The 15,901-nt window shown below is 75.1% G+C and carries 8 protein-coding genes; 1 reads left to right on the forward strand and 7 read right to left on the reverse strand.

Going from position 1 to position 15,901, the window contains the following annotated elements; translation table 11 throughout:
- Positions 1 to 1,310: 1,310 nt before the first annotated feature.
- The gene (locus ACIQ8B_RS21870; RefSeq protein ID WP_403548895.1) at positions 1,311 to 2,384 is read left to right on the forward strand and encodes an LAETG motif-containing sortase-dependent surface protein; all 1,074 of its coding nucleotides are present in this window, start codon (positions 1,311 to 1,313) and stop codon (positions 2,382 to 2,384) included.
- 147 nt (positions 2,385 to 2,531) lie between these two features.
- Here the strand turns inward: ACIQ8B_RS21870 and ACIQ8B_RS21875 are convergent, their stop codons facing one another.
- The 7 genes from ACIQ8B_RS21875 to ACIQ8B_RS21905 all read right to left on the reverse strand — a co-directional run bounded on the left by ACIQ8B_RS21875 (position 2,532) and on the right by ACIQ8B_RS21905 (position 15,880).
- Positions 2,532 to 4,349, reverse strand: coding sequence for a GMC oxidoreductase (locus ACIQ8B_RS21875; protein ID WP_403548897.1), 1,818 nt, complete (start codon positions 4,347 to 4,349; stop codon positions 2,532 to 2,534).
- 64 nt (positions 4,350 to 4,413) lie between these two features.
- Positions 4,414 to 6,027: a succinic semialdehyde dehydrogenase gene (locus ACIQ8B_RS21880; protein WP_403548899.1), complete on the reverse strand. Its 1,614-nt coding sequence runs from the start codon at positions 6,025 to 6,027 to the stop codon at positions 4,414 to 4,416.
- A 160-nt stretch (positions 6,028 to 6,187) separates the two neighbouring features.
- Positions 6,188 to 7,957, reverse strand: a complete 1,770-nt coding sequence (locus ACIQ8B_RS21885) for a serine/threonine-protein kinase (RefSeq protein WP_403548901.1) — start codon at positions 7,955 to 7,957, stop codon at positions 6,188 to 6,190.
- Between the two features lie 100 nt (positions 7,958 to 8,057).
- A complete protein-coding gene (locus ACIQ8B_RS21890) occupies positions 8,058 to 9,344 on the reverse strand; it encodes a serine/threonine-protein kinase (RefSeq protein WP_403548902.1) in 1,287 nt (428 codons plus the stop codon).
- Positions 9,345 to 9,427: 83 nt separating this feature from the next.
- Positions 9,428 to 11,077 carry a protein kinase gene (locus tag ACIQ8B_RS21895; RefSeq protein ID WP_403549022.1) on the reverse strand — a complete coding sequence of 550 codons (1,650 nt, stop codon included), beginning with the start codon at positions 11,075 to 11,077 and terminating at the stop codon, positions 9,428 to 9,430.
- 147 nt (positions 11,078 to 11,224) lie between these two features.
- On the reverse strand, positions 11,225 to 13,702 hold the full coding sequence (locus ACIQ8B_RS21900; RefSeq protein ID WP_403548904.1) for a protein kinase: 2,478 nt from the start codon (positions 13,700 to 13,702) through the stop codon (positions 11,225 to 11,227).
- A 153-nt stretch (positions 13,703 to 13,855) separates the two neighbouring features.
- Complete coding sequence (locus ACIQ8B_RS21905) at positions 13,856 to 15,880, reverse strand: serine/threonine-protein kinase (protein WP_403549025.1); 2,025 nt, start codon at positions 15,878 to 15,880, stop codon at positions 13,856 to 13,858.
- Positions 15,881 to 15,901 lie beyond the last annotated feature (21 nt).

Consider the following 15,901-nt stretch of genomic DNA (forward strand, 5'->3'; position numbering starts at 1 on the left):
GCGCGTGACCGGCGGGCCGGACCGGTCGTTGGTACCGGTGTCCGCGCCAGCCAGGGGCGGATCGGAGCAGCACCACGCGTGGCTCGCCGGAGCGATGAGACGTACGGATCGTCCGTACGTCGTGGGACCTCGTTCCGGTACTGGTGACCGGGGGGCAGGGGACAGCCATCCCGGTCACGCGAGAGATCGGCCGGCCCCGGGGACGCCCGGGGCCGGCCGACGCGTCCGTGCGCACCGGTACCGCTCAGGTGCGGGTGACGCCCCCGCACTCGTCCCGTCCGGGCCGCCGCTGCGGGAGAGGCCCCGGCTGCGGTCGTACGGGTCGCGGGCCTCGCCGGCCGGCGAGGGCGGCGCGGTCCGCAGATCGCTGAGCCCTTCAGCACGGCGGGGCCGAGGTTGGCGGAGACCAGGAACTCCTTGGTGCCGCGCAGCGCGTCCTCGATCCGGTCGGCCGGCATCCCGTTCACGGCCTTCGCCTCCGCCCGCCGGGCGTCCGCCCCCGACGCCCGGCGGGCGGCCGGAGAACCGGCGAACGGCCGCTCCCGGGTGGGGACGTCTTCGGGGGTCTCGCCCGGTGCGCCGGTGGGGCGGGCGGCCTCAGGGGCGAGCGGCGGCGGCTCGGCGCCGGACGCCTCCGTGCCCCCGCCGCCGAGTCCGCCGGGCAGCCAGGACAGCGCGGCCGACGGATCGACGGCGACGACGGCCAGGGCGGCGGCGGTCAGCACGCCGACGACGCTCCACACCGTGCGGCGGCGTGCGGCCCGGCCGTCGATCTCCTGCCAGGCAGGCCCCGTGCGCCACCCCTCGGGCTGGGCGGGCGCGGCGGGCTTCCTCCTGCCGAACCGGCCGCGACGGCCGCCCGCCGCAGCGGCCCGCGCCTCGTCCATGGCGCGCAGCCGTTCGGTCACCCCGCGGGCCCGGGCGGAGGGCTCCTTGGGCGCGGAGGCGGGGATGCCGGCCCGACTGTCCTGGAGGAACTTCTCCCACACGTCGTCCGGAGGGACGGCGGACTGCGGCAGGGGCTCTTCGGACGGCTTCTCGGCCACGGGACGGCGGTCTCTCTGTGTGACGCCGCTCGGTGTGACGCCGCTCGGTGTGATCGTGGTGGGCGGTGAGCCCACGCCAGCGGTCACCCCGACCGCACGTGATCCACATCACGTAAAGATTCTGTGAGTTCCAGGACAACCGTCCGCGGGCGTCGATGATCCAACTCACCGACATCTCACGGATCAGACCCCGTGCGCCCCAGACGAAGGCGCCTTTCGACCCGTGCCGCCACCGTGCGGCACACCGAGCTCACCGAGGTCTTCATGAAGCTTCGCCGTGCCCTGGCCGCAGCGGCCGCGACGGCAGCGATAGTCCCGGCCGCCCTCCTCACGGCCCCGGCCGCCCACGCGACCGACCCCACGTCCTCCGCCTCCGCGACCCTGTCCACGGAGACGGAGACGACCGCCCCGTCCGCCCCGGCGGCCGGCCCCGCCGAGACGGAGTCCACGGAGCCCGGCACCGGCGAGCAGGACGGACAGCCGGAGCAGGACACCGACGAGACCGGGAACGACGACGAGAACGAGACCGGGAACGACGACGGCACCGACGGCTCCGCGTCGTCCTCCCCGTCCGCCACCACCTCGGCGTCGCCCACCGCCCCCGCATCGAGCCCCAGCGCGAGCGCTCCGGCCGAGGAGGACACGGAGTTCTGCGTCGACGAGAACGGCGAGAGCACGGCCGGACTCAGCGAGGACCTGCGCAGCGGTCTCTCCGGCCTGCCCGAGACGATCGTCGCGGGCAGCGGCTGGACCACGTTCTCCTTCGACGTCTCCAACCGCGGCGACGAGGAGATCAAGAACATCAAGCCGCTGATCGGCGTCGCCGCGGTCGGCTGGGAGGACGTCCGCGACTACTCCGGCCGCATCACGGTCCAGGCGTACGACAAGGCGGCCGGCAGGTGGAACACGCTCGCGGGCGCCGCGGGCGAGGGCGCCACGTTCGCCGCGTTCTCGCTGGGCGCCGGCCAGTCCGTCTCGTACCAGCTGCGGCTCTCCGTCAGCGGCACGGTGCCGGACGCGCTCGGCCTCACCGGCGGTTTCGCCGAGTACTCGGACACCGAGGGCTGCTGGATCGCCGACGACCCGAACGGCTGGATCTACTTCTTCGACATCCTGGCGGCCGGCTCCGACGCCGGTGAGCCGGACGACGCCAAGCCGCAGACCGGCGGCGTCAAGGAGCTCGAGAAGGTCAGCGAGGTGACGGTCACCGGCAGCCTCGCCGACACCGGCTCCAGCTCCGCCCTGCCCATGATCGGCCTGGTCGGCGGCGTGGCCGTCGTGGCCGGCGCGGGTGCGCTGTTCGTCGTCCGCCGCCGCAAGGCCGGCACCGAGGCGTGACACCGGCCGCCCGCGCGGCGGCGCCCGGAACAAGGGGAAGGGACCTGAGCTCGGAGGGGGGCACAGGTCCCTTCCCCCTTTTCCCTTGCTCCTCCTGCTCCTCCTGCTCCCCTTGTTCCTCTCGCGTTCTTCTCCCGCGCGTGTGCGCTACTTCTTCGGCGGCACCGCCGGGATCCCCAGGAACGGCAGCTTCAGCGCGCCGAACGCGTTCGCCGGCACGGCCGGTGACTTCGGTTCCACCGGCGCCAGCCGCCGGTACGCCTCCCCCTGCGCCGGACGCGGGTCCTCCTCACCCTCGTTGGGCCAGAACGACATCGCCCGCTCCGCCTGCGCGGTGATGGTCAGCGAGGGGTTCACGCCGAGGTTGGCGGAGACCGCCGACCCGTCGACGACCGTGATGCCGGGGTGCCCGTACAGCCGGTGGTACGGGTCGATCACACCGGTCTCGGGGGAGTCGCCGATCGCGCAGCCGCCGAGGAAGTGGGCGGTGAGCGGCATGCCCGTCAGCTCGCCGACGTTGGAGCCGGGGAAGCCGTTGATCTCGGCGGCCAGCGCGGACGCCCCGTCGGTCGCGGCCTTGATCTGCTTGGGGTTCGGGGCGCCGTGCCCCTGGCGCGCGGTGAGCAGCCCGCGGCCGACCCCGGACGGCTTGAGGTAGGTGGTCAGGGAGTTGTCCAGCGACTGCATCACCAGGCCGATGATGGTCCGCTCCGACCAGCGCCGGTTGGACAGCGACCGCAGCATCAGCCAGGGGTGCCGGGCCGCGTTGCCCAGCCAGCCCAGCACCCGGGCCGCGCCCGAGGACTGGTCGGCGTACGGCACCTGGAGGATCGACAGGGAGCCCATCGCGTTGGAGCCCTTGCCGTAGCGGACCGGCTCTATGTGGGTGTTCTCGTCCGGGTGGATCGAGGAGGTGATGGCCACGCCGCGGGTGAAGTCGGCCTTCGGCTCGCCGGTGACCTTGCGGTAGCGGCGGTCGTCGGTCTGCGCGCCCACCAGCGCCTCGGAGTTGGTGCGGGTCCTCTCGCCCAGCCGGTCCGAGAGGTGCGGGAGCTGCCCGCCCGCGCGCATCCGGTGCAGCAGCGTCTGCGTGCCGTAGGTGCCGGCGGCCAGCACCACCCGGCGCGCGGTGAACGTACGGCCCCTGCTTCTGCGGCGGTCGTCGGTGGGGAGGGTGGCGACGGCGAACCCGCCGCGCGAGTCCTCCGTCACCGACACCGCCGTGGTCATCGGGTGCACGACCGCGCCCGCCTTCTCGGCGAGGTACAGGTAGTTCTCGTTGAGGGTGTTCTTCGCGCCGTGCCGGCAGCCGGTCATGCACTCGCCGCACTCGGCGCAGGCCCGCCGCGAGGGCCCCGCCCCGCCGAAGTACGGGTCGGGCACCTCCTGTCCCGGCTTCGCCTTCACCGACCCGTCGGCGTCCTCGCCGTCGCCGAAGAAGACCCCGACGGGCGCCATGTGGAAGGTGTCGCCCACGCCCATCCGCTCGGCCGCCGCCTTCAGGTGCACGTCCGAGGGGGTCATCGTCGGGTTGAGCCGCACACCGAGCATGCGCCGCGCCTGGTCGTAGTACGGCGCCAGCTCCTCCTGCCAGTCGGTGATGCCGCCCCACTGGGGGTCCTCGAAGAACGGCGCGGGCGGGACGTACAGGGTGTTGGCGTAGTTCAGCGAACCGCCGCCGACGCCCGCGCCCGCCAGCACCATCACGTTGCCCAGCAGGTGGATGCGCTGGATGCCGTACATGCCGAGCCTGGGCGCCCAGAGGTAGTTCTTCAGGTCCCAGGAGCTCTTCGGCAGCGACGCGCGGGTCCAGCGGCGGCCGGCCTCCAGCACGCCGACGCGGTAGCCCTTCTCGGTCAGCCGGAGCGCCGAGACGGAACCGCCGAAGCCCGAGCCGACGACGAGCACGTCGTAGTCGTAGCCGGCGTCGTCGTCGGGGGCGGGAGCGGAGTTCTCCTGTGACACGTGCTCTCCTCGTCGAAAGCTCTCGTTCGAAGCTGTGGCGCCGGGACCGGGCCGGGCGGAGGACCTAGCGGAAACGGAACGCCTTCATCAGGCGCAGGCTGCGGCTCATGAAGGCCGCGTACTTCTCGTCGTCCATGCCGAGCGACGGCGCCATCGGCAGCAGCCGCTGCTGCGCGACGGTCTGGGCCTCGGTGTACTTGAGGATCCCCTCGGAGCCGTGCCGGCGGCCGAGACCGGAGTCCTTCATGCCGCCCATCGGCGACTGCACGCTGCCGTACGCGGGCGCGTAGCCCTCGTTGACGTTCACGGTGCCGGTGCGCAGGCGGGCGGCGATCTCCCGGCCGCGCCGGGCGTTCCTCGTCCACACCGAGGAGTTGAGCCCGTACGGCGTCTCGTTGGCGCGCTCCACCGCCTCGTCGTCGGAGGAGAAGCGGTAGACGGAGACGACCGGGCCGAAGGTCTCCTCGGTGCACACGCTCATCGGGGCCTCGACGCCGTCGAGGATGGTCGGCTCGTAGAAGTAGGGGCCGATGTCCGGGCGGGCGGTGCCGCCGGCGAGGACCGTGGCGCCCTTGGCGACGGCGTCCTCCACGTGCCGGGTCACCGCGTCCAGCTGGCGCTGCCCGACCAGGGAGCCCATGTCGGCGCCGTAGGCGAGGGCGGTGCCCAGGCGCAGCGCCTTGGTGCGGGCGACGAAGCGCTCCAGGAAGGCGTCGGCGACCGCCTCGTGGACGTAGAGCCGCTCGATGGAGATGCACAGCTGGCCGGCGGAGGAGAAGCAGGCACGGACGGCGCCGGCTGCGGCCTTGTCCAGGTCGGCGTCCTCCAGCACGAGCATGGCGTTCTTGCCGCCGAGTTCGAGGGAGACGCCGACCAGGCGGGCGGCGGCGCCCTGGGCGACCTCGCGGCCGGTGCGGGTGGAGCCGGTGAAGGACACGTAGTCGGCGTGCCGGACGACCTCGGGGCCGACGACCGGGCCCTCGCCGAGGACCACCTGGAACACGTCGGCGGGCAGCCCGGCCTCGATCAGCAGGTCACGGGCCCACAGCGCGGTCAGGCAGGTCTCGGTGTCGGGCTTCATCACGATGGCGTTGCCCGCGACGAACGCCGGGAGCGCGTCGCCGACGGACAGTTCGAGGGGGTAGTTCCACGGCGCGATCTGGCCGATCACCCCGCGCGGGTGGCGCAGCTCGGAGACCTTCGTCAGCACCGGCACGGCGCCCGTGTGCCGCTTGGGCCGCAGGTAGGCGGCGGCGCGGCGGCCGTAGTGGCGGGCGGCGACGGCGACCGCCTGGACCTCCTCGTGGGCGTGCAGCCGGGCCTTGCCGGTCTCCAGCTGGATCAGGTCCAGCACCTCGGCCTGGCGGTCGAGCACCAGGTCGTGGAAGCGCAGCAGCACGGCGGCGCGCTCCCGGACCGGGATCCGCGCCCACACGGCCTGGGCGGCGCGGGCCGCCTCGAACGCCTTCGCCACGTCCTCGGGCGTCGACTCGGGCAGGTCGGCCAGCTTCTCGCCGGTGAACGGCGTGTGGTTGGCGGTGCGGCCGGAGCCCGGCACGCCCTTGGTGAGCTGGGCGACCAGTTCCGGCGTGACCACGTCGGCGGCGGTGCGGGCGCCCCGGGGGGCGGGGGCCAGGGGATTGGTGCCGGTCGTTTCCCGGGTCTGCGCGTCCGTCATGAGGCGCAGGGTATGCCGGGGCGCACGCTTTGTGTACCCGTCGGTAACAGATTCCCGCAGGGCTCACACAACGCCAGTGAACGCTGGCAACGAAGCCGCTGATCAGCGCGTTGTCGCCGTCGGCGCCCCGAGGCGCCGACGGGTGCACGGTCACGTGCGGTCAGAGCGTGTGGACGTCCCAGGAGTCGGTCACCGTGCGGGCGATCTCCCGGCCCTCTTCGGTGAAGTAGCCCTTGGCCGGGTAGTCCACCCGGAGGGTGTACATGTCGCCGTTCTCGTTCCGGTAGTACAGCAGCTGCACCTCCCGCTGCACCGCCGGCGTGGTGGTCGTCGTGTAGACGACGGTGTTCGTCGCCGCGTCCCGGTCCTTGTAGGTCGTCTCGCGCGGCCGGCCCTGCGGCGCGGGGTCGCCGGCGATCCCCCGGCCGTACTCGCCGTCGCGCAGGTCGTTCCAGTGCTCGAACGCCTCTTCCGAGGCCGACGCCATGAGCTTGCCGTCCTCGTCCTCGGACTTCAGGTCGCGGTCGGTCTCGATCCGCACCATGCCGCTCGGGTCGGTGAAGGAGACGACGGTGCCGTCGGCGTCGTCGTCCGGCTCGTCCTTCACGAACTGCTCGGGCACCGCGAGGGACACGCCCGCCCGGTCACCGAGGTCGTACGTCTTCCAGCCGTCGGGCAGCGGGCCCGCGAACGGGTCCGCGACCACCAGGCCCACCACGACGGCCGCCGTGACCACCGCCGCGCCCAGGCCCAGCAGCGTCTTGCGGCCGATGCGGACGCCGCCCTCGCGGCCCGGCACGGGCAGCGTGGCCACCTGGGCGGGCTGCGGGGCGGGCGGGTTCGCGGCGGCCTCCAGCGCGGCCCGGACCTGGGCGGCGTCCGGACGGCGCGCCGGGTCCTTCTGCAGCAGCGCGGTGATGATGCCGGCCAGCGGGCCCTGCGCGGAGGCGGGCGGCGCCGGCGTGGCGTTGAGCACGGACTGGAGGGTGGCCGGCGTGTTGCTGCGGCGGAACGGCGACACGCCCTCCGTCGCCGCGTACAGCACCACGCCGAGCGACCACAGGTCGGAGGCGGGGCCGGGGCGCTGGCCCAGCACCCGCTCCGGGGCGATGTACTCGGGCGAGCCGACGAAGCCGCCGGTGTCCGTCAGGTTGGTCTCGCCCTCGATCTGGGCGATGCCGAAGTCGGTGAGGACGACCCGGTCGTGGCGGCCGAGGAGCACGTTGTCCGGCTTGACGTCCCGGTGCAGGACGCCCGCCGCGTGGGCGGCCTCCAGCGCGCCGAGGACCTCCAGGCCGACGCGGGCGGCCTCGCGCGCGGAGAGCGTGCCCTCCTCCTGGAGCACCGCGCCGAGCGAGCGGCCCTGGACGAGCTCCATCACGATCCACGGCCGGCCGTCGACCACACAGACGTCGTGGACGCTGACCACGGCGGGGTGGTCGAGCCGGGCGGCGGCGCGGGCCTCGCGGCGCATCCGCTCGAAGGCGTTGGCCCGTTCACGTTCGGGAAGATGGTCGGGGACGCGGGGCTCCTTGACGGCGACCTCGCGGTCCACCGTCTCGTCCTTGGCCCGCCACACCGTGCCCATGCCGCCGTGGCCGAGCTTGGCGAGCAGCCGGTAGCGGCCGGCGATCAGCCGCCCGGCGCCGGGGTCGGGCGCGGACGCGCCGGGCCGGTCCTGAGCGGGCGCCGGGCCGGGTGCGGCCTGCTGCGGTCCGCTCCCCCGCGCGCCGTCCGGCGCGGCAGCGGTGTCCGGCGCGGCGTGCTGCGCCCGGTCGTGGCCGTGCCCCTGCGGCGGGACCACGACGGTCGGCGCCGCGTACGGGTTGCCGGGGTGCGGCACGGTCTTCGGCGGGTTCGGGTTGGGCGGTTGCAGACCAAAACTGGTCGGCTCGTCGGCCTCGTTGCGGGCTCCCCCGTCACTGCTCATGGGTCCATCCATATCGTGCCGGACCACCGCCGCTCCACAGCGGGTCGCCACCGGTCACAGACCCGTGACCCACGCCGCGACCTATGCCGTTTTTCTGTGGTTATGCGGCCGAGGCGGACGCCGAGGACCCCCGTGACGCGGACGTCGGACCACCCGTGGGCGTGGACGAGACATCACCCGCCCCGGCCCCCGGGGACGACGGCGCCGGGGGCCGGGGGGCGGTGGACGGCGGTACGGGCCCGGGCGTCGACCCGGGCGCGGGGGTCCCCGGCGCCGTGGTGCTCGGCGTGCCGCCGCCCCCTTCGCCGTTCCGGTCCTGGAGCAGCAGCGCCCCCGCGGACACACCCGCCCCGGCCAGCGCGGCGATCACCAGCGCGGCCACCAGCGCACCCCGGGTGGGCTGGAGCCGCACGGCACGCCCGCCCCGCGCGCCCTGCGGGCCGGGCTCCGGCACCTCCCGCCACAGCGGCAGCCTGCGGCGGAGCGGGTCGCGGTCCGGCAGCAGACCGAGCGGGGCCGTCCCGGGCGTGCGGCCGGTGGCGAGGAACGCGCGCAGCATCCGTTCGGCCCGGTCCGCGTCCAGCCGCCGGTCCGGGTCGCGCTCCAGCAGGCCGAGCACCACGGGCAGGATCGGCCCGGCCTGCGCGGGCGGCCGGATCTCGTCGACGACCACCGCGTGCAGCACCCCGCTCAGCGAGTCCCGGCGGAACGGCGACTCGCCGCTGAGCGCCGCGCACAGCAGCGCGCCCAGCGACCACAGGTCCGACTCGGGCCCGGTCCGCGCGCCCGACATCCGCTCGGGGGCGGTGTACTCGGGCGAGCCGACGAACGACCCGCTCTCGGTGAGCGTGGTCGAACCGGGCATCTGGGCGATGCCGAAGTCGGTGAGCAGCACCCGGTCGGTGCCGTTCTCCAGCAGTACGTTGGCAGGCTTGAGGTCGCGGTGCAGCACCCCGGCGGCATGCGCGGCGCGCAGCGCGCCCAGCAGGTCGACGCCGATCCGCGCGGCCTCCGCCGCGTCCACCGGCCCCTCGGCGGCCAGCCGTTCGGCGAGGGACGGCCCGTCAATCAACTCCAGTACGATGTACGGCCGTTCGTCGTCCTCGACCACGTCGTGCACGACGACGATGTTCGGGTGGCTGAGCTGGGCCAGGGCGCGCGCCTCCCGCAGGGTGCGGTCCCGCTGCCGCCGCGCGTCGGCCGCGGTGAGCGTCTCGTCGAAGGGCAGCGCCTTCACCGCGACCCCCCGGCCGAGCAGTTGGTCCGTGGCCCGCCACACCACGCCCATGCCGCCGCGTCCGAGCAGTTCCTCCAAGCGGTAACGTCCCGCCACGACGCGGGCGTTGCCCCCGCCGGTCCCGTTGTCCGGCTCCCCCTCGGTCACCATGCGCCCATCATGCCCCACCGGATGTGTCCGCTCCGGTACGGCGATTCGGCCAACGGGCGCACGTCCGCGCACGCCGGGGGCGGTCAGGGCTCGCGCCAGCCTCTGAGGATCGTCTCGAACTGCTGCCTGGTCGTCTCCCAGTCCTCGGCGGGACCGGCCATGTAGAGGGCGTACTCGACGCCGTCGCGCGTGATGTACATCTGGTCCACCGCCCGGTAGGGCCCGGGGAACTCGGTGTCCTCGGGCAGCGCGGTCCAGCCGTACTCCAGGCGCGCGGCCGGGCGGTCGCGGTAGGTCAGGCGCTTCAGCTCGATCTGCTCGTAGTCGACGAGACGCCCGCCGACCTGCTGGTCGAGGTCGCTGAGGTGGTCGAACGGGTCGTCGAAGTCCGGGGCGTCGTCGACGGCGATGCGCAGGAAGTGCTCGCCGCCGTCGGGCGTGTAGTCGACCTGCCGGGTCTCCTCGTCGAACACCACCCGCTCCCAGTCCTCGCCGGGCAGCACGACGGTGTATCCGAAGGGGTCGCTGCGGCGCACCCATCCCTCGGGCAGGCTGCCCGAGGCGGTCCCGCCGGTGTCCGACACGCCGGGCGTCACCGCGGCGCCGGGGGCCGCGGTCGGTCCCGCCGCGGTGCGGCCCCCGTCGTCCTGCTGCTGGAGCACGACCGCCGTGCCTCCGCCGATGATCGCGGCCAGCGCGACGACCAGGGCGACCATCCGCCCGCGCGAGCGCCGGCGCGACACCGCGGGCGTCCCGTACGGCGTCTGCACGGCGGTGGAGCCGCTCCCCTGCGGGCGGGCCGGCGTCCCGGTCGCGTACGGCAGTGCGCCCGCGCCGGGGTGCGGCCCGATCTGGCGCGGCAGCGGCACGTGGGCGTCGACGGCCCGGGTGGGCACGTACTCCTGCGCCGCCCCCGGCCGGCGTCCCTCGGCCGCCTCGGCGAGCATCCGCTCGGCCGTCGCGGCGTCGGGCCGGGCGGCCGGATCCTTCCGCAGGAACGCGCTGATGACGGGCGCGAGCGGCCCGGCGTGCCGGAGCGGCTCGGCCTCCTCCTCGACGACGGCCTGCATGGTGGTGAGCGGCGAGGTGCGGCGGAACGGCGAGACGCCCTCCACCGCCGTGTACAGGGTCGCGCCGAGCGCCCACAGGTCGGACGCGGGGCCTGGGTCGTGGCCGCGGACCCGCTCGGGCGCCAGGTAGTCGACGGACCCGACGACCTCGCCGGTGCGGGTGATGGCCGCGTCGCCGTCTATCTGCGCGATGCCGAAGTCGGTGAGCAGCACCCGGCCGTCCCGGCCGAGCAGCACGTTGCCGGGCTTGACGTCGCGGTGCAGGACGCCGGCGGCGTGCGCGGCGCGCAGGGCACGCAGCACCCACAGGCCGACGCGGGCGGCCTCACGGGGCTCGACCCGCTCCTGCTCCTTCACCATGTCGGCCAGCGAGCGGCCCTCGACCAGCTCCATGACGATCCACGGCCGGCCGTCGTGCTCCAGCACGTCGTGCACGGTGACGACGGCCGAGTGGTTGATCCGCGCGGCGGCCCGCGCCTCCGCCCGGGTGCGTGCCAGCAGGGTGGCCTGTTCGCTGTCGGAGACGTAGAGCGCGGCGGTCAGTTCCTTGATGGCGACGGAACGGTGCAGCACCTCGTCGTGTGCGCGCCACACCCGGCCCATGCCACCGCTCCCGATGGATTCGCCGAGTCGGTAGCGTCCCGCGACGAGCGAGCCCTGCATCTGATTCACGTTGCCCCGCAATGGTCTTGACAGGGCCAGGGTAGGTACCCCGGCCCGTCCTGGGAACCGAGGGGGTGCCAAGGAGACCGCACTGTGATGGTTTGTCGCGCCCCCGTCCCGCGCCGCCCCTCATGGTTCCGTCCGTGGTCAGCCGGTGTGCCGGTACGTCGCGGCCGCCTGCTCGTAGATCCGTGTCACCTCGTCCCGTTCGCCGTCCGGGCCGCGCACCTGCAGCACGTGGTAGCGGCCGTCGATCAGCGCGGCGAGGTTGCGCACGTACAGCTCGCCCCGGTCGCCGGTCCAGGTGAACTGCCCCTCGGCCATGACCCGTCCGCCCACCTCGATGGTCTTCAGACCGGTGGAGGTGGCCCAGCTGGAATCGCGGTACGGCTGCAGCTCGCGCTCGGCGTCCCGCTGGTAGGCCATGGGGTCGCTGCCGAACTGCCGGGCGCTGTCCCGGCCCGGCACCACGATGAGTTCGAAGCCGCCCTTGGAGTACACGACCTGGCCGCTGCCGTTCTTCCCGGTGCGCTGCCAGCCCTCGGCGACGGCGACCTGGAAGCCCTCGGGGTCCTTGCGCAGGGTGAAGCCGTCGGCGACCTCGGGTCCGGTGGTCCGGGTCTCGTCCGAGCCGGCCGACTCCTCGGAGCTGCTGCGCGGACTGCCGCCCCCGCTCGGGGAGTTGTTGCTGTCCGGGCGGCCCGCGTCGTCCGAGGGGCCCGGCGCGGCGCCACCCGTGGTCCCGGTGCGCTCGGTGGCGGGCGCTCCGGTGGTCTCCTCACCGGCCTTCGGCAGGAACAGCACCGCGTACGCGATCGCCGCCGCCATGGCGAGCAGCACCAGCAGGAGCAGGGTGCGGCCGAGGTGCCGCGGCGAACCGCCGCGCGGCGCGGCCTTCTTGTGCCGCCCGTGGCGGGCGGGCAGCCCGGCGCGCCGCTTGCGCACGAGTTCGCCCCGGCGCCGTACGACCGGCAGACGCCCCACGTCCACCGGCGGGGCCGTTATGACGTTCAGGCCCGCCTCCGGCTCGGGCGCGGACCGCACCAGCGACCGCAGCCAGCCGCGCAGTTCCTCGAAGTCGGGCCGCTCGGTGGGGTCCTGACGCAGCAGCGACTCCACGACCGGACGCAGCGGGCCGCACTCCTCGGCGAAGGCGGGCGGCTCGGCGCAGACCATCTGCACCAGCTCGGCCGTCGACTCCTCGGGGTAGGGGGCGTGCCCCTGCACGGCGCGGAACAGCAGCGCGCCCAGCGCCCACAGGTCGGTGGCGGGTCCGATGGGCGCGGCGAGCTGCCAGTTCTCGTGCACGGGGCCGGCCTGCTCGGGCGCCCAGCGCTCGGTGACGGGCCCGACGACGGCCATCCGCGCCTGCCGGGCCCGCTCGGCGGCCAGCGCGGTGGCGGGGCCCCGGCGGGCGGGGGCGTGTGCGGCGGGCTCGTCCCAGCGGCCGGCGGGGGCGGCGGGCGCCCCGGACGGGCCTGCGGACGCGGCGGAGGCGGGGCCCGGTACGGCCGGGGCGCCGCTCGCCTGCGCGCCGATGCGGGGTGCGGCCCCGTGCCAGCCGGGGGCGGCCACCCCGTACGGGTCGGCTATCTGTCCCGGGGGCGTCGGCCGCTGCTGCTCGCCGCCCTCCTCGGGTGCGGGCCGCGCGCCGGGCAGCGCGGCGCGGGAGCCCTGCTGGGCCTCCTGCACACGGGCCGCGGCCCGGGCGCCCGCGCGGTACGCGGCGATGGCCCCGGCCCGCGCCGCCCGTACGTCGCCCGCGCTGTCCAGGGCGCGGGGCGCCACCACGGGCGAGAGGTCGCCGGGCGCGCCGGCCTGGCCGCCCGGCAGCCGTCCGGCCCGCGCCTCGATGGCCGCGCGGCGCGCCGCGTCCGGATCGGGGCCGGCGGTGGACCCGGGCGGCCAGGCCGGTCCGCGTCCGCCGTCCGGGCCGGCCCCCGGACCGAGCGCCTCGAGCGCCGCGCCCCGCTCCGGTCCCTCCTCCTCGTCGGCGGGCGGCACCGGGTCGTAGCCGCACAGCGCCTCCTCGGCGGCGCCCGCGGCCAGCCCGGTGAGCATCACCCGGCCGTCGTCGCAGACCAGCACCGTGCGCGCGGTGACGTTGCGGTGCACCCAGCCGTGGGAGTGCAGCACGCGCAGGGCCGTGAGCACGTCGGAGGCGACCTCGGCGGCCCGGTACGGCGACAGCGGCTTCTCGGCGAGCAGCGCGGCCAGCGGGCGGGCGGCGACGTACTCGCTGACGATCCACAGCGAACCGCCCTCCGCGAACACGTCGAAGACCTGGTCCAGGCGCGGATGGTCGGGCAGGGCCGCCGCGGCCTGCGCGGCCTCCACGGCGCGCCGCACGACCGGGTCGGCGGGCCGGCGCACCGCCCCGCGGCCGCCGCCGGACACGCCCCCGCCGCGCCGCGCGGCGCCGTCCCGGGCGGTGAAGCCCTCGGGCAGCCCCTCGGCGTCCAGCACCTCGGCCTCGACGACCTCCGGCAGCGGCACCTGCCGGACCAGGACCTCCTGGCCGCTGTAGGTGTCGAAGGCCGGGCTCTCGGTCAGCTCGTACTCGTCGGAGGGGGGCAGGGGCAGGCGGTAGCGGTCGGCGAGGACCCGTCCCGCGTAGTCGTCCACGTTGCCTCCCCCGGCCCTACGGTCGGTCAGTTCCGTTCTTGGGACAGCCCGTTCCCGTTCCGTACGGTCCGCAACCACTCACGATACGTGCCGGAGGCAACCCGCCGAGCGGGGATGCCACATCTGGATCCCCGATCCGCGGGCCGGACATGATCAGGACTTGGGGCGGAACGTCTGCGTCAGCGTGCGCCACGTGTTCCTGCGCTGCTCGCCGTCCCACGCGTCGGCCCGCGCCGTGTACATCAGCCCGTAGCCCAGGCCGTCGTTGACGACGGTGCCCCGGTCCACGGACCGGTAGGTGACGCCGCCGTCGACGTAGGTGAACTCCCAGTCGGCCGTCTTCCAGCCGCGGTACTCCACCGCCACGATCCGTATCCGCTTGTACTGGGAGCGCACCATGAAACGCTCCTGGTTCTTCCAGTCGGCGACCGGGTCGTCCTTGGGCGTGGTGGTCCAGCCGATGAGCAGCTTCTGCCCGTTCGGCCCCGTGAACCGGTCACCGGCGCCGTCCGACGACCGGTACTTCCACCCCGCGGGCAGGCCGATCGAGTACCCCTGCTTCCCCCGGTACGTCGTGTGGTCCTCGGTCTTCCCCGCGGCCCCGTCGCCGTCGTCCTGCGAACCGCCCGGGGCGTCGTCGCCGGCGCCCGCGCCCGCGCCGGTGGAGTCCGGGGAGGCTTCCTCGCTCGCGCCCTCCCCGGCGGACGCGGTGGCGGAGCCGTCGGTGCGGGTGCCGCCCTCGTCGTCCGTCCTGGTCTCGGCGCTGGGGGTGCTCCCCGCCGCGGTCCGGTCGCCGCTGCCGCCCCGGGCGCCGTCGCCGCTCCCGTCGTCGCCGCCCAGGGTGAGGGCCAGCACCGTGCCGAGCACGGCGAGCACCACGACCAGCGCGATGACGACCAGCGTCCGGCGCGGCACCACGTCGGTGATCGAGGCGCGCGGCGCGGGCCGGGCGGGGAGGTCCGGCGGCGTCATCACGGGCCAGCCCGAACTGCGGCCGCCGGTGGCCGCGTCGGCGCCGCGCGCCGCGGCGGCCGTCCCGGCGGCGGGGCTCGCGGTGGTCGCGGTCCGCGCGGCGGCCGGCTTCGCGGCCGGGGTGCGGGGCGCCGCGCCGGACGCCGGAGCGGCCGTGGCGTCACCGGACTTGGTGCGGGCGGCGCCGGCCGCACCGGCCGCCACGGCGGCCTTGCGGACGGAGCGCAGCGCGCCGCGCAGCTTCTCCGCGGCCTCCTCGCCCCGCTTGGCGCCGGTGTCCCGCGTGCCGGGCTGCTCGGGCAGCGGCACGACCCGGGTGGCGTCCGCCGGCTGTCCGTCGGCGTCCGCGGTGTCGGGGGCGTTGATGACGGCGGTCAGCATGGCCCGCGCGGCGCGGTCGTCGAGCCGCTGGGCGGGGTCCTTGTTGAGCAGCCCGTGGATGACGTCCCGCAGGGGGCCGGCGCTCTTCGGCTCCTCCAGCGGCTCGGTCATCACCGCGGTGAGCGTCGCGATCGCGGAACCCTTGTCGTACGGCGGGGTGCCCTCGACCGCCGCGTACAGCAGGCCGCCGAGCGACCACAGGTCGGCCGCCGGTCCGGGCTTGTGCCCGCGGGCGCGCTCCGGGGAGATGTAGGAGGGGGCGCCGACGAGCATGCCGGTCGAGGTGATGGAGGGGTCGCCCTCGACCTGGGCGATGCCGAAGTCGGTGAGGACGACCCGGCCGTCGTCGGCGATCAGCACGTTGGACGGCTTCACGTCACGGTGCAGGATGCCCTCACGGTGCGCGGACCGCAGGACGTCGAGGACGGCGAGCCCGACCTCGGCGGCGCGGCGCGGCTTCAGCGTGCCGTCCTCCCGGATGACCTCGGCGAGCGACTTGCCCTCGACGAGCTCCATGACGATCCAGGGACGGTCGTCCTCCTGGACCACGTCGAAGACCGTCACGGCGCCGGTGTTGCGGATCCGCGCGATCGCCTTGGCCTCGCGCAGCGTCCGGGTGATCAGCCGCCGCTTCTCCTCCTCGTCGATGTTCGACGGGAAGCGGAGCTCCTTGACGGCGACCGTGCGGCCCAGGGTCTCGTCCTCGGCCCGCCACACCGTCCCCATGCCGCCGCGGCCGAGCACGTCTCCCAGCCGGTACCGCCCGGCGAGGAGACGTGCGCTCTTGTCCTGACGGGATGTCCCCGCCCGCTCCGCCTCCGACATGCGTCCCCTCATGCAACCCGC

It is taken from the genome of Streptomyces sp. NPDC096105 (assembly GCF_044763335.1).
GTDB lineage: Bacteria > Actinomycetota > Actinomycetes > Streptomycetales > Streptomycetaceae > Streptomyces.

Bases quoted from the DNA above. Each gene is read 5' to 3' on its own strand.
- ACIQ8B_RS21870 (WP_403548895.1), top strand. From the start codon at position 1,311: ATGAAGCTTCGCCGTGCCCTGGCCGCAGCGGCCGCGACGGCAGCGATA.
- ACIQ8B_RS21880 (WP_403548899.1), bottom strand. From the start codon at position 6,027: ATGACGGACGCGCAGACCCGGGAAACGACCGGCACCAATCCCCTGGCC.
- ACIQ8B_RS21885 (WP_403548901.1), bottom strand. From the start codon at position 7,957: ATGAGCAGTGACGGGGGAGCCCGCAACGAGGCCGACGAGCCGACCAGT.
- ACIQ8B_RS21890 (WP_403548902.1), bottom strand. From the start codon at position 9,344: ATGGTGACCGAGGGGGAGCCGGACAACGGGACCGGCGGGGGCAACGCC.
- ACIQ8B_RS21895 (WP_403549022.1), bottom strand. From the start codon at position 11,077: ATGCAGGGCTCGCTCGTCGCGGGACGCTACCGACTCGGCGAATCCATC.
- ACIQ8B_RS21905 (WP_403549025.1), bottom strand. From the start codon at position 15,880: ATGTCGGAGGCGGAGCGGGCGGGGACATCCCGTCAGGACAAGAGCGCA.